At 72.0% G+C, this 23,126-nt stretch carries 21 protein-coding genes; 8 read left to right on the top strand and 13 right to left on the bottom strand.

Going from position 1 to position 23,126, the window contains the following annotated elements; translation table 11 throughout:
* Positions 1–110: 110 nt before the first annotated feature.
* The 3 genes from AC0VYM_RS03210 to AC0VYM_RS03200 form a co-directional block, all read right to left on the bottom strand.
* The gene (locus AC0VYM_RS03210) at positions 111–713 is read right to left on the bottom strand and encodes a GrpB family protein (RefSeq protein ID WP_475458755.1); all 603 of its coding nucleotides are present in this window, start codon (positions 711–713) and stop codon (positions 111–113) included.
* Positions 714–827: 114 nt separating this feature from the next.
* Positions 828–1,619 (bottom strand): class I SAM-dependent methyltransferase, encoded by a 792-nt coding sequence (locus AC0VYM_RS03205; RefSeq protein ID WP_475458753.1) that lies wholly within the window; start codon positions 1,617–1,619, stop codon positions 828–830.
* Between the two features lie 141 nt (positions 1,620–1,760).
* Positions 1,761–2,921, bottom strand: a complete 1,161-nt coding sequence (locus AC0VYM_RS03200; RefSeq protein WP_475458751.1) for a S8 family serine peptidase — start codon at positions 2,919–2,921, stop codon at positions 1,761–1,763.
* A gap of 229 nt (positions 2,922–3,150) precedes the next feature.
* On the opposite strand from AC0VYM_RS03200, the gene AC0VYM_RS03195 reads away from it, so the two are divergent.
* Entirely contained in the window at positions 3,151–3,435 is a 285-nt protein-coding gene (locus tag AC0VYM_RS03195; protein ID WP_475458749.1) for a DUF3263 domain-containing protein, read from the top strand.
* 102 nt (positions 3,436–3,537) lie between these two features.
* Positions 3,538–4,383, top strand: a complete 846-nt coding sequence (gene otsB / locus AC0VYM_RS03190; protein ID WP_475458747.1) for a trehalose-phosphatase — start codon at positions 3,538–3,540, stop codon at positions 4,381–4,383.
* Here otsB and AC0VYM_RS03185 read toward each other — a convergent pair.
* Complete coding sequence (locus AC0VYM_RS03185) at positions 4,352–5,383, bottom strand: serine hydrolase domain-containing protein (RefSeq protein ID WP_475458745.1); 1,032 nt, start codon at positions 5,381–5,383, stop codon at positions 4,352–4,354. The two genes, otsB and AC0VYM_RS03185, sit on opposite strands and share 32 nt — an antisense overlap.
* A 248-nt stretch (positions 5,384–5,631) precedes the next feature.
* Between AC0VYM_RS03185 and argJ the strand changes: the two genes are divergently transcribed.
* Positions 5,632–6,792 (top strand): bifunctional glutamate N-acetyltransferase/amino-acid acetyltransferase ArgJ, encoded by a 1,161-nt coding sequence (argJ, locus tag AC0VYM_RS03180; protein WP_475458743.1) that lies wholly within the window; start codon positions 5,632–5,634, stop codon positions 6,790–6,792.
* A gap of 86 nt (positions 6,793–6,878) precedes the next feature.
* On the opposite strand, the gene AC0VYM_RS03175 is transcribed toward argJ, so the two are convergent.
* Positions 6,879–8,489, bottom strand: coding sequence for an MFS transporter (locus AC0VYM_RS03175; protein ID WP_475458741.1), 1,611 nt, complete (start codon positions 8,487–8,489; stop codon positions 6,879–6,881).
* 166 nt (positions 8,490–8,655) lie between these two features.
* On the opposite strand from AC0VYM_RS03175, the gene AC0VYM_RS03170 reads away from it, so the two are divergent.
* Together AC0VYM_RS03170 and AC0VYM_RS03165 are read left to right on the top strand one after the other, a co-directional pair.
* Complete coding sequence (locus tag AC0VYM_RS03170; RefSeq protein WP_475458739.1) at positions 8,656–9,294, top strand: TetR/AcrR family transcriptional regulator; 639 nt, start codon at positions 8,656–8,658, stop codon at positions 9,292–9,294.
* Positions 9,284–9,619 (top strand): glyoxalase superfamily protein, encoded by a 336-nt coding sequence (locus tag AC0VYM_RS03165; RefSeq protein WP_475458736.1) that lies wholly within the window; start codon positions 9,284–9,286, stop codon positions 9,617–9,619. Before AC0VYM_RS03170 ends, AC0VYM_RS03165 begins: the two co-directional genes overlap by 11 nt.
* 208 nt (positions 9,620–9,827) lie before the next feature.
* Here AC0VYM_RS03165 and ptsP read toward each other — a convergent pair whose 3' ends face one another.
* The 6 genes from ptsP to AC0VYM_RS03135 all read right to left on the bottom strand — a co-directional run bounded on the left by ptsP (position 9,828) and on the right by AC0VYM_RS03135 (position 15,476).
* Positions 9,828–11,516, bottom strand: a complete 1,689-nt coding sequence (gene ptsP, locus AC0VYM_RS03160; RefSeq protein ID WP_475458734.1) for a phosphoenolpyruvate--protein phosphotransferase — start codon at positions 11,514–11,516, stop codon at positions 9,828–9,830.
* A gap of 89 nt (positions 11,517–11,605) precedes the next feature.
* Positions 11,606–12,646, bottom strand: a complete 1,041-nt coding sequence (locus tag AC0VYM_RS03155; RefSeq protein WP_475458732.1) for a zinc-dependent dehydrogenase — start codon at positions 12,644–12,646, stop codon at positions 11,606–11,608.
* 76 nt (positions 12,647–12,722) lie between these two features.
* Complete coding sequence (locus AC0VYM_RS03150) at positions 12,723–13,163, bottom strand: PTS mannitol transporter subunit IIA (protein ID WP_475458730.1); 441 nt, start codon at positions 13,161–13,163, stop codon at positions 12,723–12,725.
* Positions 13,153–13,461 (bottom strand): PTS lactose transporter subunit IIB, encoded by a 309-nt coding sequence (locus tag AC0VYM_RS03145; RefSeq protein WP_475458727.1) that lies wholly within the window; start codon positions 13,459–13,461, stop codon positions 13,153–13,155. The genes AC0VYM_RS03150 and AC0VYM_RS03145 overlap by 11 nt, the downstream gene beginning before the upstream one ends.
* 41 nt (positions 13,462–13,502) lie before the next feature.
* Positions 13,503–14,615, bottom strand: a complete 1,113-nt coding sequence (mtlA, locus tag AC0VYM_RS03140) for a mannitol-specific PTS transporter subunit IIC (RefSeq protein ID WP_475458724.1) — start codon at positions 14,613–14,615, stop codon at positions 13,503–13,505.
* A gap of 99 nt (positions 14,616–14,714) precedes the next feature.
* Positions 14,715–15,476, bottom strand: a complete 762-nt coding sequence (locus tag AC0VYM_RS03135; protein WP_475458722.1) for a DeoR/GlpR family DNA-binding transcription regulator — start codon at positions 15,474–15,476, stop codon at positions 14,715–14,717.
* A 363-nt stretch (positions 15,477–15,839) separates the two neighbouring features.
* Here AC0VYM_RS03135 and pfkB point away from each other — a divergent pair, with 363 nt between their 5' ends.
* Both pfkB and AC0VYM_RS03125 read left to right on the top strand, forming a co-directional pair.
* On the top strand, positions 15,840–16,781 hold the full coding sequence (pfkB, locus tag AC0VYM_RS03130) for a 1-phosphofructokinase (protein WP_475458719.1): 942 nt from the start codon (positions 15,840–15,842) through the stop codon (positions 16,779–16,781).
* Positions 16,782–16,858: 77 nt separating this feature from the next.
* The gene (locus tag AC0VYM_RS03125; protein ID WP_378737825.1) at positions 16,859–17,128 is read left to right on the top strand and encodes an HPr family phosphocarrier protein; all 270 of its coding nucleotides are present in this window, start codon (positions 16,859–16,861) and stop codon (positions 17,126–17,128) included.
* 36 nt (positions 17,129–17,164) lie between these two features.
* On the opposite strand, the gene AC0VYM_RS03120 is transcribed toward AC0VYM_RS03125, so the two are convergent.
* Positions 17,165–18,796: an AMP-binding protein gene (locus AC0VYM_RS03120; RefSeq protein WP_475462917.1), complete on the bottom strand. Its 1,632-nt coding sequence runs from the start codon at positions 18,794–18,796 to the stop codon at positions 17,165–17,167.
* 150 nt (positions 18,797–18,946) lie between these two features.
* The gene (locus AC0VYM_RS03115; RefSeq protein ID WP_475458717.1) at positions 18,947–19,702 is read right to left on the bottom strand and encodes an SDR family oxidoreductase; all 756 of its coding nucleotides are present in this window, start codon (positions 19,700–19,702) and stop codon (positions 18,947–18,949) included.
* Between the two features lie 628 nt (positions 19,703–20,330).
* Here AC0VYM_RS03115 and AC0VYM_RS03110 point away from each other — a divergent pair.
* Complete coding sequence (locus AC0VYM_RS03110) at positions 20,331–23,123, top strand: PEP/pyruvate-binding domain-containing protein (protein ID WP_475458715.1); 2,793 nt, start codon at positions 20,331–20,333, stop codon at positions 23,121–23,123.
* Positions 23,124–23,126 lie beyond the last annotated feature (3 nt).

The raw sequence follows: 23,126 nt of genomic DNA, 5'->3' as shown, positions 1-23,126 counted from the left end.
CTGGAACGACGCGAGGGCGTGTCCCGTGCTGGACACGCCCTTCGGCGGGGTCGCGTGGCGGTCGGACTCCGGTCATCCGGTTCGTCACCGGTCGTCCGGCCGGGGGTCGGTCAGTTGGTCCGGGAGACCGCCTTCCAGGCCTCGGCCTCGGCGAGGAGTTCGAGGACGATGTCGGACTTGGCGTCGGCGTAGTCCTGGATGCGCTTCCAGGTGCGCTCGGAGAGCTCGCGCTTGACGGCGGTGTAGCGCTCCCGGGCCCCGGCGTCGGCGGCGAGGTAGTCGCGGAAGAGCCGCATGCGGTCGACCTCCTCGCACCCCTCGCTGAAGACGTGGAGGTTGAGGTTGACGCTGGGGCCCTTGAGGACCCGGTGTTCGTACCAGTCGGGTTCCGCGATGACCAGGGTGTACCCCGCCTTCTCCAGGTCGGGGAGGTAGGCGGGTTCGTCGGCGGAGTCCGCGACCACCATGACCAGGTCGACGCAGGGCTTGGCGGCCAGGCCGGGCACCGCGGTGGAGCCGACGTGGTCCAGGGAGAGCACGCGGTCCCCGAGGGCGCTCCGGACACGGGACTCCTCCTGTCGGAACAGGTAGGGCCACTTGGGGTCGGGTTCGGAGAGGCGCACGCGACCGTTCACCAGGTTGCGTGCCATGGGGTCGGTGGCGACCCGCCTGTCTCCTCGTGAGGGCAGAGAGGGCGATTCGAGGGGCGACATTCCACAAAGCCTTGTCGTCCGGCGTACCCGCGTCAAGGCTTTCGACGTGCCTTACATATGCACGCGCATCCGTGACGCCACGGACTGTCGGAGCGGCATGACCGAACGCGACGGTCAGGGCTCGGGCGGGCCGTCGGGGGTGGAGACCACGAGGACGAGCGAGCCCTCCCACTCGGGCAGCTCGCGCAGGTGCCCGTGGCGCGCGTCCCACGTGCCGTCGCGGAGGTCGCGGGACAGGTCCTCGTGGAAGCGGGTGTGCGCGGCCTCGTCGACGAAGCTCCACGCCGAACAGGCCTGCCGGGCCCCGGGGTCGAGCAGTGCCTCGGGGCGGCCGTAGTAGGCCTCGTTGAAGCCGTCCGAGCAGTCGAGCGGAATCGGTACCCGTGTGACGGTGGTCGTGCCGCCCAGCCCCTCGGCCAGGGCCGACGGTTCCGGGTAGCGGCGCGCCTCGGTGTCCAGGACCTTCGGGCAGTACTCGTACAGCCAGAAGTCGCGCACCAGGGCCGGGTCGCAGGTCAGCACCGCCACGGGCCCCGTGGTCACCCGCCGGACCTCGGCCAGGCCCCGGGCGGGGTCGGACCACTGGTGGACGCTGAAGGTGGTCATGGCGGCGTCGAAGGAGCCGTCGGGGAACGGCAGCGACTCGGCGGTGCCGTCGACCGCCGCGGGCAGGTGCGCGGGGCGCCGGGCCCGCATGCTGGCCGAGGGCTCCACGGGGGTGACGTCGCGGTCGGTGGGTTCGTAGGAACCGGCCCCGGCCCCGACGTTCAGCACCGTCCGGGCCCCTCCCAAGGCGGCGTCCAGCAGTGCGGCGATCCTCGGTTCCGGTTGCCGGTGGTCGGTGTAGGTGCGGGCGATCACCCCGTAGTCCGCGTCTCCCGCGCTGCCGTCCCGCATCCGAACCATGCCGTCTCCCGCCGTCGAGGTGTGTGCCGGGTCAAGGTGGTGCCGCTGGGACCCTAACCAACGAAGGGCCGCGGCGTCACGGGGTTTTCGCCCGATCGGCCACGGCCCGCGGCACGCGCGTCACCTCACGCGCGGATCCGCCTACTTCTTGCGGCGGCGGCCGCCCTTCCTCCGGGAGGGGCGCTCCTCGGCCCGCGCCTGCTCGGCGCGCTCGGCGGCGAGCCGCTGGTCCTCCTCCTGCCGCTCGGCGTCCACCCCGTAGGGGTCCTTGGTGCTCCGGCGCACCCAGAGCACCAGCAGGATCACGATCAGCGCCAGCACCACGCCGACCAGGGCGAACCACATCCAGACCGGCACGGCCGGGGAGTCGTCCTCCACCAGGTTGTCGTCGATGAGCGGGATGGACTCAGCGTCCCCGGAGGCCTGCGCCACGGCCGAGGGCAGGTACAGGGAGGGCAGCCCCTCGGTGCCCTGCTGGGAGCCCTCCACCAGCGCGGCCCGGAGCTGCTCCGCGCTGAGCTGCGGGTACTCGGAGGTCAGCAGCGCGGCGGAACCGGCGACCACGGCGGCCGCGTAGGGAGTGCCGGTCACGTCGGTCTGACCCATGTCCGGACCGGCCGTGGACAGTTCGGCGCCGGGCGCGAGGAGATCGATCGACGCGGGCGGCGGCGAGCCGGGCAGGAGCACGCCCTCCTCGTCCACGCCGCCCACGGCCAGGACGTTGGGGTCCGCCTCCCCGCCCGCCGGGGCGACGACCAGGGTCGCGCTCCGCGCGGCCGACGCGGTGGCCGCCTGGAGGTCCTCGTCCTGTGCCACCTCGTCCGGGAGCAGGATGACCTGGGCCCCCTGGTCCAGGGCGTGGTCGATGGCCTCGGCCGGGCCGTCGCCGGTGGGCAGGACCAGCAGCCCGGCGCGCGGAGCCACACCCAGCACCCCACCGTCCGCGTCCATACCGTGCCCGTGTCCGACGACCAGGGCGCCCATCGCCGTGCCCACGTCGGTGTCGCCGCCGTTGCCCCCGAACTCGGTGTCGACCACCAGGTTGTCCCGCAGGTCGGGGTGGTCCTCGTCGACGGAGACCCCCGGCAGGGCCACGGTGACGCCCTGCCCCTGGCTGGTCTCCCAGGCCTCCTGGGCTCCGATGGACGCCAGGGCCCACTGCTCCGGCCGGAAGTCCGGGACGTCGTCGGCGGCGGCTGGAACCGCCGTCAGTCCCAGTACGGTGAGCGCCGCGCAGGCACCCGCCGTCGCGCCGATCACGTGGCGCTGGTGTGTCCTGCTACGGCTGTTGCCCCCGAGCACGTCTGGCTCCCTCGAACGTTGCGGTCGGTGCTGCGCCGGGCCTCCCCGGACCCTCGCAATTCTGTCATGAGCACAGGATTCAGGCTTGGACAAGTGACCTGGGGGGTAGGGAACGTAACTGTATCCCTGGTGCCAGTCCTGGGTTTTCCGCTCCTCATCCGGCATGTCGAGTCGCTAGCATGAGTCGCGCCGATCCGGACAAACCAATTACCCGTCCAGGGGGTGTCCCATGCCGAATATCGGTCCGTCCGACGACGGCCAGTCGGCCCTCGCCGAACGCGAACAGCGAATCCTCGTCTTCGAACGCCAGTGGTGGAAGTTCGAGGGATCCAAGGAACAGGCGATCCGTGACGAGTTCGGGTTCTCCGCGACCCGCTACTACCAACTGCTCAACGGCCTGGTCGAGCGCCCCGAGGCGCTCGCCTTCGACCCCATGACCGTCAAGCGCCTGCGCCGCCTGCGCGCGGACCGCAGACGTCAGCGCAACGCCCGCCAGCTGGGTATCCAGCTCTAGGACGGGCGGGGCCTCCGGAGACTCCGCGAGGCACGCCACCGCCCGGGCGCGGCACCCGCCCGGGAATCCCCACAGCGCAGCCGACACCGACAAGGTCCCCGCATGCCCTCGTCCCCAGCAGACGACCTGCCCGCGCCCACCACCGAGGCCGGGCGCGCCGCGCTCGGCGCACTGGTCTCGGAGCCGTCCGGGGCACTGGTCGCCTTCGACTTCGACGGCACCCTGGCGCCCATCGTGGCCGACCCGCGCGACTCCGCCCCGCAGCCCGGGATCGTGGACGCGCTGGCGGCGCTGGGGTCCCACGTGGGCACCGTCGCGGTGATCACCGGCCGCCCCGCCGCCACCGTGGTGCGGCTCGGGGGCCTGGAGCGGGTGCCGGGGATCGTCGTGCTCGGCCACTACGGCGCCGAGCGGTGGACGGACGGGCGCGTGGTCGCCGCCGACCCGCCGCCCGGGGTGGCCCTGGTCCGCGAGGAGCTGCCCGCCCTCATCGACGCCTCCGGCGCGCCGTCGGGCACGTGGATCGAGGACAAGGGGCGTTCCCTGGCCGTACACACGCGGCGCGCGGACGACCCCGAGCGGGCCCTGGAGCTGCTGTCCGGCCCCCTCTCCGAGCTCGCGGAGCGGGCCGGTCTCCAAGTGGAGCCCGGTCGGCTGGTCATCGAGCTCCGTCCACAGGGTGTGGACAAGGGCGCCGCCCTCACCTCCCTGGTGGAGGAGAGGTCCGCCCGGAGCGTCCTCTTCGCCGGTGACGACCTGGGCGACCTGCCCGCCTTCGCCGCCGTCGCGGCCCTGCGCGGCCAGGGGGTCCCCGGACTCACCGTGTGCTCCTCCTCCGACGAGGTGACCGAGGTCGCGGACGCCGCCGACCTCGTCGTCCCCGGCCCCGCCGGGCTGACCGACCTGCTCGGCCGGCTCACGACGAGGATTCGTGGGCTTGCGGGGTGAGCGCCGAACGCGCGGCCGTGCGCAGGTCCACCAGACCGGTCCGGTCGCGCCCGTAGTTCACGGCGTTGGTGAGCACGCCCACGTAGCGCCCGCTCTCGGGGTGCAGGAACAGGCTCGTGCCGGTGAACCCGTTGTGGTAGACCACGCCCTCCGGGGTGACCAGCCAGGCGAGTCCCCTGGACAGCCGGGCCCCGGCGTCCACCTGCGGTGACCAGCTCTCCCGGATGAACGACGCCGGGATGACCCCGCTCTCACCGTCGTGCAGGCGCAGCACCTCCCGGGCGAAGGCCCCGAGGTCGATCGCGTTGCTGAACACCCCGGCGTGCCCGGAGACACCGCCCATCAGCGCCGCCGCCTCGTCGTGCACCACGCCCCAGGAGGGCGCCGCGCCGACGAGACGCCGTTCGGTCGGCGCCACGCTGGGCGACCTCGCGAGCGGCCCGTAGGTGGTGGAGCGCAGGCCGAGGTCGGCCCACAGGTCGTCGGCCAGCCGGTCCAGGGTGCTGCCGTACAGGCGCTCCAGGAGGAGGCCGAGCAGGATGAACCCGCGGTCGATGTACTGGTAGCCGGGTTCCTCCAACGGGTCCGACAGGATCGCCTCGGCCAGGTCCTGGTCGGTGCCCACGTACCGTTCCATCCAGCACACCGGGTTGAGTCGGCTGGTGTGCGTGAGGATCTGCCGGGTGGTCACCCAGGCCCCGGGGAGGTCCTCGCCAGGAAAGTATTCGGACATCGGGGCGTTGATGTCCAAAACCCCCTCCGCGATCGCCCTGCCGACCAGGGGCCAGGTCGCCATCACCTTCGTCAGGCTCGCGACGTCGTACGAGACGTCGGGAGCGGTGTCGTGCTCACCGTCGGTCCGACCGACCGCCACGAACTCCCACATTCCACCGGTGCCGACCACGGCGGCCCCACCGGGCAACCAGTCCGCGTCCACCATCACCTTCAGGACGCCACGGATCCGCGCCCCAGTCTCCGTGAGCCAGTCACCATCACGCACAACACGCCTCCCCCCGAGCGGTCTCCCCCACTTCTCGGCGGATACCCCGTTCACTCCGGCTTGTCACACCCGTGCCGTCTCCGAACAGTACGAAACCCCCGCAGGTCATGGCCGTAACCACACCGCTTTGGCGTGGCGTCGTCCCTGGCCACGGGGAGGGACCGGAGCGGAGCCCCGAGTGCGGCTCCGGCCTCGGGCCGCGCGGGCGGGGCGAAGTAGGCTGGCGCCACGAAGTTCCGAGGAGGACGATGAGCAGCAAGACCCCCGTTCCCGCCGGTTTCGTCGGCGTGGCCGGAAACATCGGGATCAAGGACCCCCAGGACGACTTCTTCACGGTGGTCTCCCAGGTCCCCACGGCGGTCTCCGCCGTGTTCACCCAGTCCCGGTTCGCCGGGCCCAGCGTGCGGCTCAGCCGTGAGGCCGCGGCCGACGGCCGGGCCCGGGGCGTCACCGTGGTCGCCCGCAACGCCAACGTGGCGACCGGCCAGGTCGGAACGGCCGACGCGCGCGAGGTCCAGGAGGGTGTGGCCCGCGCCGCCGGGGTCGACCCCGACCAGATCCTGATCGCCTCCACCGGGGTCATCGGCCGCCCGTACCCGATGGACCGGGTCCGCTCCTACCTGGAGGACCTCCCGGCCGAGTTCCCCCCGGCCGACCTGGACCGCTCCGCCGCGGCCATGATGACCACCGACACGCACCCCAAGATCGCCACCGCGAAGGTCGGCGGCGCGACCCTGACCGGGATCGCCAAGGGTGTCGGCATGATCGAACCCAACATGGCGACCATGCTGACCTGGTTCTTCACCGACGCCGAACTGGAGCAGCCGGTCCTGGACGCGGTGTTCCGCCGGGTGGTGGACCGGACCTTCAACGCCCTGAGCATCGACACGGACACCTCCACCAGCGACTCCGCCGCGATCTTCGCCAACGGGTTGGCCGGGCCGGTGGACGTCACCGAGTTCGAGGAGGCCCTGTACGGGGTCGCACTGAGCCTGGTGCGGATGATCGCCTCCGACGGCGAGGGGGCGGGCAAGCTCATCGAGGTGCGGATGACCGGCGCTCGCGACGACGCCCAGGCGAAGCGGATCGGCAAGGCCGTGGTGAACTCGCCCCTGGTCAAGACGGCGGTGCACGGGGCGGACCCGAACTGGGGCCGGGTCGCGATGGCCGTGGGCAAGTGCTCGGACGAGACCGACGTGTTCCCGGAGAACGTGCGGATCGTGTTCGGGGACGTGGAGACCTTCCCGACCCAGGCGACGGAGGAGACCCTGGAGCGCGCCGCCCAGCACATGAAGGGCGACGAGGTGGTGATCAGCGTCGATTTGGGCATCGCCGAGGGCGCCTTCACGGTCTACGGCTGCGACCTGACCGAGGGCTACATCCGGATCAACGCCGACTACACGACCTGAGCCGGGGCCGCGAGGCCCGCAGAACACGCGAAGGCCCCGGTGGGAGCACCACCGGGGCCTTCCCGCGTCCTTCGGGTCCGATCCGATCAGATGTGGACTGCGGGGCCGTCCGTCATCCGGCCCGCCTTCATGAAGAGGGAGAGCCCGGCGGCCACCAGCATCACCACGGCGGCGATGCCGAACGCCAGCTGGAGCCCGTCCAGGAAGGCGAGGTTGCTGGCCTGGGTGATCGCGGCGGCCGTGGCGGCGTCCGCGCCCTCGGGCAGGACCGCCCCGCCCTGCGCGACGGTGCTCTGCATGGCGGAGAGGTCACTGGCGGAGGGTTCGGCCAGCCCGGCGTCGGCGTAGTGGGCGGGCAGTGTGGAGATGATGGTCGCGGACATCACCGCGCCCAGAACGGCCGTCCCCAGTGAGCCGCCGAGCTGCATGGCGGCCTGCTGGAGCGCGGAGGCGACCCCCGCGTAGCGCACCGGGGCGTTGCCGATGATCGCGGCGGTGGCGCCGGTCATCACCAGGCTCAGGCCCACGCCCAGCAGCACGAACGCCACCGAGACGTAGGGAACGCCGGTGTCGGCCTGCAGCCGGGACAGCAGGAACATGCCCGCCGAGGCGGACAGCAGCCCCGCCGTGGTGGGCAGGCGGGCGCCGACCCGGTCCAGGAGGCGTCCGGCGATGGGCGACGTGATCGCCATCATCGCGGTCATGGAGATGAGCTGGAGCCCGGTCTGGGCGGGGCTGAGGCCGCGCACGCCCTGGAGGTAGAAGGTGATGAAGAACAGCGAGCCCATGAGGCCCAGCGCCATCGCCACGGTCAGGACCACACCGATCGACAGCGACGGGTGCGCGAAGAGGGCCAGCGGGACGAGCGGCTGTTCGGGGCGGCGCTCCCACATGAGGAAGGCCGCGCCGAAGAGGACCGCCGCGCCCAGGGAGGCCAGGGTGACCGGGTGCGCCCAGCCGATGCTGGGGGCCTCGACCAGCGCCCACACCAGGGCGAAGATCGCGACGCTCACCAGGACGATGCCGGGCACGTCCATGCGGGACCCCGCGTCGGTAGCCCGGTTGGCGGCCAGCAGCCACAGGCCCAGGCCCAGGGCGACGGCGCCGACCGGGACGTTGATGTAGAACACGGCCTCCCAGCTGAGGGCGCCGACGAGGAGCCCGCCCAGGATGGGGCCACCGGCGGTGGCGGCGCCGATCAGGCTGCCGAACACGCCGAAGGCGCGGCCCAGCTTGGAGGGAGGGAAGCTGGCCCGGAGGAGTCCCATGGCGGAGGGCAGCAGCAGCGCGCCGAAAATCCCCTGGACGATCCGGAAGGCGATGAGCATGATGACACCGGACGACAGCGCGATCGCCACCGAGGAGAGCACGAACCCGATCACGCCGACCAGGTACGTGTTCCGGTAGCCGAAGCGGTCACCGATCTTGCCCGCCGTGATGAGGAAGACCGCGAGCCCGAGCAGGTAGCCGTGGGTGACCCACTGGAGCTCGGCCAGGGAGGCGCCCAGGCTGGCGCCGATCGCGGGGTTGGCCACGGCCACGATGGTGCCGTCGAGGGCGACCATCATGACGCCGAAGGCGATCGCGACGAGTGTGGCCCAGGGGCTCTCCGTGAAGCGGGGCCGTGCCTCGGCCGCGGTCGGAGGGCGCCGCTGATCTCTCGGATCTCGTGGACTCTGCTCGGCCTGCGTGGTCATGTGCGCCCCGTGTCTTCTCTTCTGGCTTCCGGTACCAGACGAGATTATGTCAGTGACTGACATTAGACAATCGCTGACTTTTGTCAGTGACTGACATCACCTCGATCCCGCGTGTATCCTCCAGGGACAGGAAGATGGCGTCTCACCCGGGAGTGGAGGCACGTCCATGAGCACGACGAGCCCCGAGAGCGTCGGGCTGCGCGAGCGCAAGAAGGCCGAACTGCGCAACACCCTCATCGAGTCCGGGCTGCGCCTCTTCCACGAGAAGGGCTACGAGGCGACCACCACGGAGGAGATCGCCGCCTGCGCCGGGGTCTCCCAGCGGACGTTCTTCCGGTACTTCGCCTCCAAGGAGAACGTGGTCCTGGAGGCGATCGAGGAGGTCGACGAGCTCCTCTGCGCGTTCGTGCGCGACCGCCCCGCCGACGAGCCGCCCTTCCGTGCGCTGCGCAACGCGATGCGGGATCACTGGGAGGTGCTGGAGCGCGAGGAACTGCACCTCCAGGGCAGCGCCGCCAACTTCATCTCACGGAGCCCCGAGCTCATCGAGGTGAACATGCGCTACTGCGTCCGACGCCAGTCCCGTCTCGCTCGCGTCATCGCCGAACGCGCCGGGGTGGACCCGGCCGACCACCGGCCCGCCCTGGTGGCGGCGGTCTTCTACGCCACGCTCAACAACGGGTTCCAGGTGTGGGCGGATTCGGGGTGCGGTGACAAGACGGACGGCTTGCTCCGGTGCTTCCTCGACCAGCTCGACCTGGTCCCCGAGGCCGTCTGCGGGAGCTGGGGACAGGATGGTGGCTGAGGAGGTCGTTCCCATCCTTCGGGTGGCCGACGCCGCCGTCGCCCTCCGCTGGTACCAGCGCCTGGGGTTCACCCTGGAGTGGGAGCACCGCTTCGAGCCCGGCTTCCCCACCTTCATGGAGATCGGCCGCGGAGGGATGCGGCTCTTCCTGTCCGAGCACACGGGCGACGCCCGCCCGGACACCCTCGTGTACCTGCGGGTGAGGGACGTGGACGCGATCGCCGCCGAGTTCGGCGCCAGCGTGGAGGAGGCTCCCTGGGCGCGCGAGACCGAACTCCGCGACCCCGACGGCAACCGTCTGCGCGTGGGCACCCCGAAGGACTGAACCACGTGCCCGCCGGTCGTCCGACCCCCTGCCCCAAGGTGCCGGTACGCGAGCGGCCTCAGCGGTTCCGTTCGCGTGGGCGCGGTGACCCGCTCGAAAGGGTCACCGTCCGGGTGTGGCAGCCCTCCTCACCGGAGTCGCGCCGGGACACACGAAGAGGCCCCGGCGACCAGGCCGGGACCTCTTCCATGAATTCAGACCACGAGGGTCAGAGGTCGGTGACCTCGGGGTGGGCCGCCTTCCGGACCGACTCGCGGGCCTGCGCCGGGGTCTCGGCGTTCAGGGCGAGGCTGGCCAGCGCGCGGCACTCCTCCTCGGTGTGCCGTGCCAGCGCGAAGCGCACGGCGGGCAGGGCCGGGGGCGCGGCGGAGAGGCTGGTGACGCCCAGACCCACCAGCACCAGCGCCAGGAGGGGGTCGGCGGCGGCCTCGCCGCACACCCCCACGGAGCGCTCCGCGCGCTGTCCGGCGGCACCCACCTGGCCGATCAGGGCCAGGAGCGCGGGCTGCCAGGGGTCCAGCAGGTCAGGAAGCGAACCCAGGGTACGGTCGGCCGCCATCGTGTACTGCGCCAGGTCGTTGGTGCCGATGGACACGAAGTCCACCCGGGACAGCAGCCGGTCCGCGAGCAGCGCGGCGGCGGGAACCTCCACCATCACGCCGACCTCGGTGATCCCCGCGTCGCGGGCGAGGGTCGCGAACTCCTCCGTCTCGGCGGGCGTGGACACCATCGGCGCCATCACCCGGACCCGGGTGTGCTCGCAGGCCTTCGTCGCGGCCGCGATGGCGGTGAGCTGGTCGGAGAGCAGGTTCGGGTGCACCCGGGTGGTGCGGAAGCCGCGCACGCCCAGCGCCGGGTTGTCCTCCTCCCCGGTCTCAGCGAACGCCAGGGGCTTGTCCGAGCCCGCGTCCAGGGTCCGCACCGTCACGGTGCGCCCCTTGAAGGCCCGGAACAGCCTGGTGTAGGCCTCGGTCTGCTCGGCGACCGTCGGCGGCTCCGCTCTGTCGAGGAAGAGGAACTCGGTCCGCAGGAGACCGATGCCCTCGCTGTCGTGAGCGGCGGCCTCGTCCGGGTCGCCCTCGCCCGCGTTGAGCAGGAGGGACACCGGCACACCGTCGGACGTCCGGCCGGGGCCGGAGCTCTCGGCCAGCACCGCGCGGCGCCGCTCGGCCCGCAGGCGGACCCGCTCGGCCACCTCGGGATCCGGGTCCACCTCGACGGTGCCCTGGTCACCGTCCACGGCCACCAGGGTGCCGTCGGTCAGGTCGGCGGCCCCCGGACAGCCCACCACGGCGGGCAGACCCAGGGACCGGGCGAGGATGACGGTGTGGCTGGTGGGCCCGCCCAGGCGGGTGACGATGGCCTTCACCTGGTTCGTGTCCAGGCGCACGGTGTCGGCGGGCGCGAGGTCCTCGGCCACCAGCACGTGCGGGTGACCGGGGTCCGGCAGCCCCGGCATGGGAAGCCCCAGGAGGACGGAGACCGCCCGATCCCGGATGTCGGCCAGGTCGGCGGCGCGCTCGGCCAGGTAGCCACCAGCGGCGAGGAGCAGGTCCTGGTAGCGGCCGCAGGCGTCCCGCACCGCCCAGGCGGCGGCCCGGCTCTCCGCGATGCCCTCCTCGACCTGGCGCCGCAGCTCCGGGTCCCGGGCCATGAGCGCCTGCGCGTTGAGCACCGCGGCGGCCTCACCGTCCAGCCCGGCGGCACGGCCTTCGAGGTCGGTGGCCACGCTCTCCAGCGCGGCGCGCGCGGCCTCCTGCTCGGCCCCGACGTCGGCCACCTCGGGCTCGACGTCCGGGAGCGAGGGCGGAGCCGCCATCCTGGCCACCGGAGCGACGGCCCCACCCGGACCAGCCGCGATGCCTTCCAGTGCCCGGGTGGGGTTCGTCTGCTCCATGTGTGCTCTCCTGAGGGGGTCTGTTTTCAACTAGCCAACCCGGAAACGGCTCGCGACGCCAGGGTGGATCCGGGATCTGTGGACAGGGGTCAGGGCTCGATGGTCACCTTGACGGCCGTGCCCGAGGCCACGGTCTCGATCGCCTTGTGGACGTCGGCCAGCGGCATCCGCTCGGTGATGAGGTCGGCGACCGGCACGGCGCCCGAGGAGATCAGTTCGAGGGCGCGCTTGTTGTGCTGGGGGCTGGAGCCGTTGGCACCGAAGATCGAGATCTCCTTGTAGTGCACGACGTTGGCGTCCAGCTGGATGACCGGGGCGTCCTTGGGCAGCCCGCCGAAGAAGCTGATCCGGCCGCTGCGCGCCACCATCTGGAGCGCGTCCTCCTGCGCCTTCCCGGAGGCGGCGGCGGTGATGACCACGTCCGCGCCGCGCTCGCCGGTGAGGCGGCGCACCTCCGCGACGGCGTCGGTCTCCTCGCCGCAGATCGCGGCGTCCGGCTCGACGAGGGCGGCGGACATGTCCAGGCGCCCCCGGTTGAGGTCCACCAGGTACACCTTGGCCGCGCCCTTGGCCCGGGCCAGCCGCACGTGCAGGCAGCCGATGGGACCGGCGCCCATGACCACGACCGTGTCGCCCTCGCCCACCCCGGCGATCTCCTGGCCGTTGAGCACGCAGGCCAGCGGCTCGGCCACGGAGGCCTCGGCGAGGTCCACGTTGTCGGGCACCCGGTTGACGCCGTCCACCGCGAGGACGGCCTCGGGGATGATCATGTACTCGGCGAAACCGCCGTCGTAGTGGTAGCCCATGGACTCCTGGTTGGAGCAGACCGTGAAACGGCCGTCGGAGCACTCCACGCACTTCCCGCAGGGGATGGCCGCGATGACCTGAACGCGGTCGCCCTCGGCCCAGCCGTCGACGCCCTCACCGACCTCGACGATCCGGCCGGCGATCTCGTGACCGATGACCCGGGGCGGGCGGATGTGGTGGTGGCCGTGCTTGGAGATCTTCACGTCGGTGCCGCAGGTGGAGCAGTTGGCGACGGCGATCTTGAGCTGCCCCGGTCCGGGGGTGGGCTCGGGTGCCTGCTCCAGACGGATGTCACCTGGGGCGTAGAAGCGGGCGACGAGCATGTTCGGGCCTTTCTGGTGGGGCTTGGCCGGGGCGGGTTCCTCCGCCCCGGCCGGTGGAGCGTTCTGTGGTTCGGGCTCAGCCCGCGGCGGGTGCGAGGAGTTCGAGGACGTCGTCCACGCTGGTGGCGGAGCGCAGGCGCGCCGCGCGCTCGGGGTCGGTGAGGACCCCGGCCAGCGAGGACAGCACCTTGAGGTGCTCGTCACCGGAGGCCGCGATGCCGATGGCGACGTGCACGGTGGGCCCGCCCCAGTCGATCCCCTCCGGGAACTGGATCACGGCCAGGGCCGTCTTCCTGACCATCGTCCGCGAGGCGTCGGTGCCGTGCGGGATGGCCACCCCCTCCCCCACGAAGGTGGGGATGGAGGCCTCGCGCTCGTGCATCGCGGGCACGTACCCGGGCTCGACGGCGCCGAGCTCCACGAGGAGGGCTCCGCACTGGTCGATGGCGTCGGCGCGGTCCTTGGCGGACCCGCCGAGCCGCACGGACTCGGCGGTGAGGGTGAGGTCAGTCGGCAAGGGTGCCACCGTCCCGGATGGCCGCCTCCACACGGGCGAAGGCGGGGTCGCCGAGGAACATCTGGAAGGGCACGACCACGGTGTCGGTGACACGGTGGCGGGCGCGGTCGACCAGCCCGGTGTGGCACAGGACGAGGTCGGCGTCCTCGGGGATGCGGTCGACCGGGGAGTGCTCGACGCTGACGCCGTGGGGCGACAGGGTCTTCTTGAGCTGCGTGGTGAGCAGGACGCTGCTGCCCATCCCGGCGTCGCAGGCGACGACGACCTTCTTGATGTCGGAACCTTCGATGGAGGCCATGAACGGTTCTCCCTGTTCTGTGGTGAGTGGGTTTCGGTGGACTACTCGCCCTGGTCGGCCTGGGCCTTCTCCGCCTTGGCCTTCTCCGCCTCGGCGGCCTCGCGTTCGGCCTTGCGCTCGGCCCGGCCGAAGCCGAGGAGCAGCGAGGCGACGGCGAAGGACGCCAGCGTTCCGACCACGACCCCGGCCAGGACCCCGATGTGGTCGCCGCGCGGGGTGACCGCCATGAGCGCGAAGATGCTGCCGGGCGCCGGGGTGGCGAGCAGGCCGACGTCGAAGAGGAGGAACGTGGTGATGCCGGACATGCCGCCCGCGATGGCCGCGAGGATCAGCTTGGGCTGGGCGAGGATGTACGGGAAGTAGATCTCGTGGATGCCACCGAAGAAGTGGATGATGATCGCACCGGGGGCGGTCGCCCTGCTCAGCTTCGGGCCGAAGAGCATGCAGGCCAGGAGGATGCCCAGACCGGGGCCGGGGCTGGTCTCGATGAGGAACTCGATGGCCTTGCCCTGGTCCGCGACCCGCACCACACCCAGGGGCCCGAGGACACCGTGGTTGATGGCGTTGTTGAGGAACAGGACCTTGGCGGGCTCGATGATGATCGAGACCAGCGGCAGGACCGAGAGGTCGATCAGGAACTGCACGCCCTTGCCGAGCCAGGCGGCGATGGTGGTGACCACCGGCCCGATGGCGTACAGCCCCGTGATGGCCATGAGGCCGCCGAGGATGCCCGCGCTGAAGTTGTTGACCAGCATCTCGAAGCCGCTGGGGGTCCTGGGCTGGAGGACCTTGTCGATCTGCTTGATCAGGTAGGCGGCGAGCGGACCGGCCAGCATCGCGCCGAGGAACATCGGGATGTCGGCGGAGACGATCACACCGATGGTCGCGATGGCGCCGACCACGCCGCCGCGCTTGTCGTAGATGAGGTGACCGCCGGTGTAGCCGATCAGCAACGGCAGCAGGAAGCCGATCATCGGGTCGACGAGCTGGGCCATGTGCTCGTTGGGCCACCAGCCGTCGGGGATGAACAGCGCAGTGATGAGGCCCCAGGCGATGAACGCGCCGATGTTGGGCATCACCATGCTCGCCAGGAATCCACCGAAGCGCTGGACTCTGGAGCGCACGGCGACGAGTCTGCCTTGCTGGGTTGACATGGGGGAACCTCCTGGGAGGTCCGGCGGGCGGTCTGCCTCGGCCGGGAAGGGAATGGCTGTGGGGTGGTCAGGCTGTGGGGTGTTCAGGCTGTGGGGTCGTCAGACGGAGCGGACGGAGGGACCGGCCGTCTCCAGTTCGTCCGAGAGTCCGTCCGCGAGTCCGTCGTCGGTGATGACCAGGTCGAGGTCCTCGACGGCGGCGAAACGGGCGAAGTGGTCGTTGCCGACCTTGGTGTGGTCGGCGAGGAGCACGGAGCGCCGAGAGGAGGCGATCATGGCCCGCTTGACCTCGGCCTCGGCCGGGTCGGGGGTGGTCAGACCACGTTCGACGGACACTCCGTTGGTGGCCATGAAGGCCACGTCGACGAAGCACTCAGCGAGGGCGCGCAGCGCCCAGGCCTCGACGCTGGCCTGGGTCCTGGTGCGCAGGCGCCCACCGAGGAGCATGAGGTTGATGTTGGTTCTGGGAGTGAGGGTGAGGGCTATCGAGAGGGAGTTGGTGACGACGGTGAGCTCGCGGTCCGTGGGCAGCTGTTCGGCCAGGCGCCCCGTGGTGGATCCGGCGTCCAGGAGGATGGCGCCCTCGTCGGGGAGTTCGTCGAGGGCGGCCTTGGCGATCCGCTCCTTCTCCTGGGTCATGACGGAGTCGCGCACAGTGAGAGCGGGCTCGAAGCCCAGTCGCTCGACGGGGATCGCGCCACCGTGGACCCTGCGCAGGACCCCGTGCCGCTCCAGGGCGGTGAGGTCGCGGCGGACGGTCTCGTAGGTCACGTCGAACTCCGAGGCGAGCCCCGTGACGTCGACCCGGCCGTCGTGGCGGGCGCGTTCGAGGATCACCTTCTGGCGCTCTTCCGCGTACATGTTGGATCACCTGTGTTTCGGTGTGGTTTTCGGTGAGTTTAATGGTGTTGCATGGGACACACAAGGGGTATCTCCCCCCAATATCCCAGCAACCCCACCAGGTTGTCAGCAGAGGGATCATCCGACCCTCGGGCGTCGTGACCAGGAGACCGCACAGCCCACACCGCCCCTGAGCGACCGAAGAGCACCCATCGGATCCGCGTCACACCATTGACACACACAGACAAACACACATAATCAAAGACAGAACCACATCCCTGATGGAGCCACCCACAGCCAGCCGAACCCCACCTCCTCGGGCGCACCCCTCCACCCCCGGAGGCACCCGGACCGGGCGCGTCACACCCCTCGAAGAGAGCACCCATGATCCTGACCCTCACCCCGAACCCGAGCGTCGACCACACCCTTGAGGTCGACCGCCTCGTCCGAGGCGAGGTCCTCCGCGTGCGCGCCACCCGCTCCCAGGCGGGCGGCAAGGGAGTGAACGTCTCCCGGGCCCTGTTCGGCAACGGGGTCCCCACCCGAGCGGTCCTCCCCGTCGGCGGTGGCGGCGGGGCCGAACTCGTCACCCTCCTCGACGACCTGCCCCGCGTCACCGTGCCCATCGCCGGGGAGACCCGCGCGAACGTCACCGTCACCGAGACCGACGGCACCACCACCAAGCTCAACGCCGCCGGCCCCACGATGTCCCCCGAGGAGATCGAGGCCCTGCTCGGCGCCCTGGAGGACGAGCTGACCCGCGCCCCCTCCTGGGTCGTGGCCAGCGGGAGCCTGCCCGCCGGGGTCCCCGAGGACCTGTACGTGCGCGTCGCCGGCCTGGCCGCCGCCCACGGCGTGCCCCTGGCCCTGGACACGTCCGGAGCGCCGCTGGCGGCCGCCGCCAAGGCCGGGTCGATCTCCCTGCTCAAGCCCAACCAGGAGGAACTCGCGGCGCTGGTCGGCCGGGAGCTGGCCACCCTCGGAGACGTCACCGAGGCGGCCCGCGAGGTCCTCGCCTGGGGCAACGAGTCGGCCCTGGTCACCCTCGGCGGCCACGGCGCCCTACTCGTCACCGAGCGGGACGCGCGTTGGGCGCGCGGACCGCGGGTACGCACCCTGAGTACCGTGGGCGCGGGAGACAGCGCGCTCGCGGGCTTCCTCGCCGGAGAGGGCTCACCCCACGAGCGCCTCCGTCAGGCCGTGGCCTGGGGGACCGCGGCCGTCGCACTCCCGGGAACGACCGTCCCCCACCTCGACGACGTCGCCACCGACGGGGTCAGCCCGGCCACCGAGCCCGACCCCGCCTGGCGGATCGACGCGTCGTGACCGCCCGTTCCACAGCCACAGACCGCCGTGAACGGGGCCGGACCACCCGGCCCCTCCCGACACCCCCAAGGACTGACATGCCCGAGCGCACCGTTGTCATCGGCTCCCTCCTCGGCCTGCACGCCCGGCCCGCGACCCTCTTCGTCCAGGCGGTCAACGAGACCGGCCTGCCCGTGACCGTCTCCCGCGCGGACCACAAACCGGTGGACGCCCGCAGCGTGCTCGCGGTGATGGCGATGGGGGCCTCGCACGGCGAGACCGTCACGCTGACCTGCGAGGACGAGGGCTCGGACGCGGCTCTGGACGGGCTGGTGGAGATGCTGGGCAAGGAACTCGACCCGAAGTAGCCCGAACCGGGGCGGGCGGCCGTCCCCGCCCGCCCCTCAGATCAGCCCCGCGTCGAGCAGACGGACGGCTTCCTCGCGCATCTCCACCTTGCGGACCTTGCCGGTGACCGTCATGGGGAACTCGTCCACCACGTGGACGTAGCGCGGCACCTTGTAGTGCGCGATCCGCCCCTCGCAGAAGGCGCGCAGGGCTTCGGCGGTGAGGGGCCGGGCGCCGTCGCGCATGCGCACCCACACCATGAGCTCCTCGCCGTACTTCTGGTCGGGGACCCCGATGACCTGCGCGTCCAGCAGGTCCGGGTGGGTGTACAGCAACTCCTCGACCTCGCGCGGGTAGACGTTCTCGCCGCCTCGGATCACCATGTCCTTGATCCGGCCGGTGATGCTGACGTAGCCGTCGAGGTCCATGACGGCGAGGTCACCGGTGTGCATCCAGCGGGCCGCGTCCACCACCTCGGCGGTCCGGTCGGGCTGGTCCCAGTAACCGAGCATCACGGAGTAGCCCCGGGTACAGAGTTCGCCGGGGGTGCCGCGCGGGACCGTGACCCCGGTGTCGGGATCGACGACCTTCACCTCCAGGTGCGGCCCCACTCTTCCCACGGTGGACACCCGGCGCTCCACCGAGTCGTCGACGCGGGTCTGGGTGCTCACCGGAGAGGTCTCCGTCATCCCGTAGCAGATCGACACCTCGGCCATGCCCATCCGGTCGATGACCTGGCGCATCACCTCCACCGGACACGGTGACCCGGCCATGATCCCGGTCCGCAGCGTGGAGAGGTCGTAGGAGTCGAAGTCGGGGAGGGCGAGCTCCGCGATGAACATGGCGGGCACCCCGTACAGCGAGGTGCAGCGCTCGGCCTGGACGGCGTCGAGCGCGGCGGCGGGGTCGAACCCGGGACCGGGGATGACCATGCAGGCGCCGTGGCTGGTGGCGGCCAGGTTTCCCATCACCATGCCGAAGCAATGATAAAAGGGCACCGGCAGACAAATACGGTCAAACTCGGCATACCCCAGCAGCTCACCGACGGAGTAGCCGTTGTTGAGGATGTTGTGGTGGGAGAGGGTCGCGCCCTTGGGGAACCCGGTCGTGCCGGAGGTGTACTGGATGTTGACCGGGTCGTCCGGGGAGAGCGTGGCCTCGACCGCGGCCAGCCTCGCGGGGTCGCCCTCGTCACCGGCCGCGAGCAGGGCCTCCCAGGCGGGACCGTCGAAGAGCACCACCTCGCGCAGCTCGGGGCACTCGCCGCGCACCCGCTCGATCATCGCCGCGTAGTCGGAGGTCTTGAAGGACGGCGCGGCGACCAGTACGGAGACGCCCGCCTGGTTGAGCACGTACTCCAGCTCGTGGGTGCGGTAGGCGGGGTTGATGTTCACCAGGACGGCGCCGACGCGGGCGGTCGCGTACTGCACGAGGACCCACTCGGACCGGTTGGGCGACCAGACGCCGACCCGGTCGCCCTTGGCCACGCCGAGGCCGAGGAGTCCCGACGCGACCCGCTCGACCTCGGCGCCGAACTCCGCGTAGGTGAGCCGGAGCCCGGAGGCGCGGTCGACCAGGGCGTCCCGGTCGGGGTGCGCGGCGACGCTCCGGGCCAGGTCACCACCGATGGTGTCACCGAGCAACGGGGTGGTCGAGGTACCGGAGGCGTAGCTGGGAAGGGCGTTCACACTCAAGTCCAGGCTCCTAGCCGTGCGCGCGACAGAGGGCCCCACGTCCGGGAGAGGTGCCGTTTCACCCCTTCCGCCGTGTAAGCCAGATCACACCTATCACGCGCTCCGGCCCCCGGGAAAGCCTTCCGCGACGCCCCCGGCCGTCGCCTACTCCCTGACCCGGTGGACCTTGTGCGCGGCCGCCTGGGCGCGCGGACGGACCACGAGCAGGTCGACGTTGACGTGCGGCGGCCGGGTGATCGCCCACACGATCGTGTCCGCCACGTCCTCGGCGCTCAACGGGTCCGGCACCCCGGCGTACACGGCCTCGGCCCCCTCGGCGTCCCCGCGCAGGCGGTTGAGGGAGAACTCCTCGGTCCTGACCATCCCGGGGGCCACCTCCAGCACCCGGACCGGTTCCCCGCACAGCTCCAGGCGAAGCGTGGCGGCCAGCGTGTGGGCCCCGTGCTTGGCCGCCACGTAACCGCCGCCGCCCTCGTAGACCCCGTGCCCGGCCACCGAGGAGACGACCAGGACGGTGCCGTCCCCGCTCGCGATGAGCGCGGGGAGGAGGGCCTGGGTCATGTTGAGCACGCCCAGGACGTTGACCTCGTACATGCGCCGCCAGTCGGCGGGGTCGCCGGTGGCGATGGTCTCGGTGCCGATCGCCCCGCCCGCGTTGTTGACCAGCACGTCGCAGGGGCCCAGGGCCTCCGCGAAGGCGTCGACCGCCGGACGGTCCGTGACGTCGAGGACCTGGGCGCGCGCCGAGTGGCCGTTTCCGGTGATCTCCTCGGCCAGCGCCTCGATCCGGTCGGCGCGGCGGGCCACCAGGACCACGTCGTAGCCCTCGGCGGCGAGCCCGCGCGCGGTGGCGGCACCGATCCCGCTGCTGGCTCCGGTGACGACCGCGGTCGCTGTCATGTGGTTCCTCCCAAGGTCAGGTGTCGCGCCGAGCGTATCGGGGGGCGCGGCCCCCGCCGCGTGGCGGGGCCGAGGGGAAAGCACGTGGAGTACCGGCCGGGGCCCACGGTCGGGACGGCACGGGGCAATGGACGGCACGGGTCAGTGGACGGCACGGGTCAGTGGACGACACGGGTCAGTGGACGACACGGGTCAGGGCTCGCAGCCCGACGGGGTGGTGCCGTCGGAGCGAGGCGCTGGGCTTCGAGGAGAACCCTGGGGCGGACCATGGGCCCGCGACGGAAGCCGGGGTGCCCGTGGCGGGGAGGAGGCAGCGGCAGGACCGGCAGGGGCCGAGAGCGCAGGGGGTTCTTCGCTCCCCCAGCGAAGAACCCGGAGGCCGAAAGGAAACGTTGCGTTTCCTATCATCTCGAACTACAGTTTAGGAAACGCATCGTTCTCTAGCTCGTGAGGGGGCGGACCGATGGCACCTGGAAGCCAGGAACCAAGAGGGGCCCTGCCGGAGGAAGCCGGCACCCCGAGGCCGAGCACGACCGACGGGACCCCACCGGCCCACCCGCTCCGACAGTCGACGGCGGCACTGCGGCTGGCGGAGAGGGCCCGACCCCGCACCCGACCGGGAGGCACCGTGAACCCCGACCCCACCGGCACGCCTGCGGTCGCCCCGCTGGACGCCTTCGGCGCCGACGATCTGCCCCTGGTCGGCGGCAAGGCGGCCAACCTGGGCGAGCTGCGCCGCGCCGGGCTACCCGTGCCCGACGGATTCGTGGTGACCACCGAGGCCTACGCGGCGGTCGCGGAGTCCGTGGGGCTGGGCGACCTCGTCCGCTCGATGGAGCGGGCCGCCCCGGAGGGCTCCGCACCACCGGCCCGCTCCGGCGACGGTCCGGTATCGACCGCGAGCGCACCCGCGTCCATGACGCTCCCCTCCCCGAAGGCGGACCCCGACGACCGCCCCGGAGCCGAGGGCCCACGGGCCACGCCGCCTTCTGACCCGGAGGGCTCCCTCGCTCCGGAGGGCCATCCCCTGGGAGGACCGTGGCCGGAGGAGCTTCGAGCCGCCGTGACGAGCGCGCCCGTCCCCGACGAGCTGCGGCGGAGCATCGCCCGGGCATACGAGCGGCTGGGGCCGGACGTCGCGGTCGCGGTGCGTTCCAGTGCCACCGCCGAGGACCTGCCCGGCGCGGCCTTCGCCGGGCAGCAGGACACCTACCTCAACGTGGTCGGCGCGGACGCGGTGGTCGCTGCGGTCCGTCGCTGCTGGGCCTCGCTGTGGACCGACCGGGCGGTGGCCTACCGCAGGGAGAGGGCGGTGGACCAGGCCGAGGTCCGCATCGCCGTCGTGGTCCAGGAGATGGTGGACTCCGAGGTGGCCGGGGTGATGTTCACCGCCGACCCGGTGAGCGGGGCGCGCGACCGGTTCGTGGTGGACGCTGCCTCCGGGCTCGGTGAGTCGGTGGTGTCGGGCCTGGTCACCCCGGACCACTACCTGCTGGACCAGCGCGGCCGGGTCGTGGAGTGGACACCCGGGCGCGACGAGGTGGTGATCCGGTCGGTGGCCGGCGGCGGGGTCCACCACGAGGAGGCACCGGGCCGGGGCGGGGGTACCGACCGGGGAGCGCCGGTCCGATCCGGACGGCCCGCCGAGACCGGCGCGGGCGCCGCGGACAGGGCGGACAGCCCGGGTTCGCGGCGGGCGCTGCTCTCCGGGGACCAGCTGACGATCCTGGCCGCGCACGCCCGGACGATCGCCGCGCACTTCGGTCGGCCGCAGGACATCGAGTGGGCCCTGTCCGACCAGAGGTTCCGGATCGTGCAGTCCCGCCCGATGACGGCTCTGCCGCCGCCCCCCACCCCGCTCAACCGGCGGCAACGACTCCAGGCGTCCATCCTCACCGAATACCTGCCCACCCGCCCCTACCCCATGGACGTGAGCACCTGGCTGGGGCGCGGACCCGCCGCGATGATGCGCGAGATCACCGAGTACTACGGGCTGGCGGGGGCCTTCACCGACTATCTCCGGGAGGAGGAGGGGGTGGTGGTCCAGCTCGTGCCGCCCTCCCCGCGTCCGACACCACTCATGGTGCTCACCCCCTGGAAGCTGGTCCGCAAGGCGCGGCGCTTCCGCTCCTCCGACTGGACGGCGGACCCGAGGCTGGCGGGCTTCCTGGAGGAGGCCGACGCCCTGGACGCCCAGGATCCGACCGCCCTGACCTGGCCCGACCTGGTGCGGGTGCCCGACCAGGCCCTGGCCCTGATGGGGCCCTGCCGTGACCTGAGGATCGACTACCTCCCCGGCAGCGGGCTGGCCCTGGCTCGGATGGCGCTGGCCGCGGCCGTCCTCGGGCACCGCTCCCTGCTTCCGGACCTGATGGGCGGCGCCCGTACCCGCACCGAGGACTCCAACGAGGCCCTGCGGACACTCGCGGACCGGGCCCGCGCCGTCCCGGAGCTGTACCGGCTGTTCACCGAACGGCAGCCCGCCGAGATCCTGGGCGCGCTGCGCGAGGAGGGTGCCGAGACCGCGTACGCCACCTTCCGCACCGAGCTCGACGCCTACCTGCGCGAGTACGGGCGCCGGGAGACCACCTCCCCGCTGCTGGTGAGCCCGCCGACCCTGGCCGAGTCCCCCGAGGTGGTCCTGGGACTGGTGCGTTCCCTGCTGGCGCGGGAAGGTCAGCCCGGGGCGGGTACCGTCTCCCGGTCCTCTGAGGCGCGGCGCCGGATGCTCGGGCACCCCCTGCTCCGTGGACACCGCGCCCGGGCCAGGGTCGAACGGTGGCTGCGGGAGGCCCAGGACGGCGTGGCACTGCGCGAGGACACCCACTTCTACTTCACCGCGTCACTGCCAGCCCTGCGCCGGGCCCTGCTGGAGATCGGGGACCGGCTCCACCGAGCGGACGTGCTCGCCGAACCCTCCGATGTCTTCCACCTGCGCATGGAGGAGGTGCTGGAGGTCCGGGACGTCGAGGCGATCCCCACCGCACAGGCTGACCGCCTGCGCTCCCTCGTGCGGGCCCGGGCCGCCAAGCGGGCCGAACTGGCCGGGGTCGCGATGATCGACCCGGCCGAGGCCTTCCCGCGCGGCGGCACCGGCGACGCCCTGGTCACGGGTGCTCCGGCCAGTTCGGGGAGGGTGAGCGGGCCGGTCCGGATCGTCCGGGGTGCCGAGGACTTCCCCCGGCTCCGGGAGGGTGACGTGCTGGTCTGTCCCTACACCAACCCGGCGTGGACACCGTTGTTCCAGCGGGCCGCCGCGGTGGTCGTCGACTCGGGGGCGATCGCCTCCCACGCGGCGATCGTGGCCCGGGAGTACGGGATTCCCGCGGTGATGGGCACCGGAACCGGGACGACCGTCCTCACCGACGGCGAGCCGGTGACCGTGGACGGCGGCAGCGGCCGGGTCACCAGACCTTCGTAGGAT

Source organism: Nocardiopsis sp. iso_237 (assembly GCF_056173345.1).
Note: the sequence above shows the minus strand (reverse complement) of the source record. Positions and strands in the feature narration are given on the sequence as shown.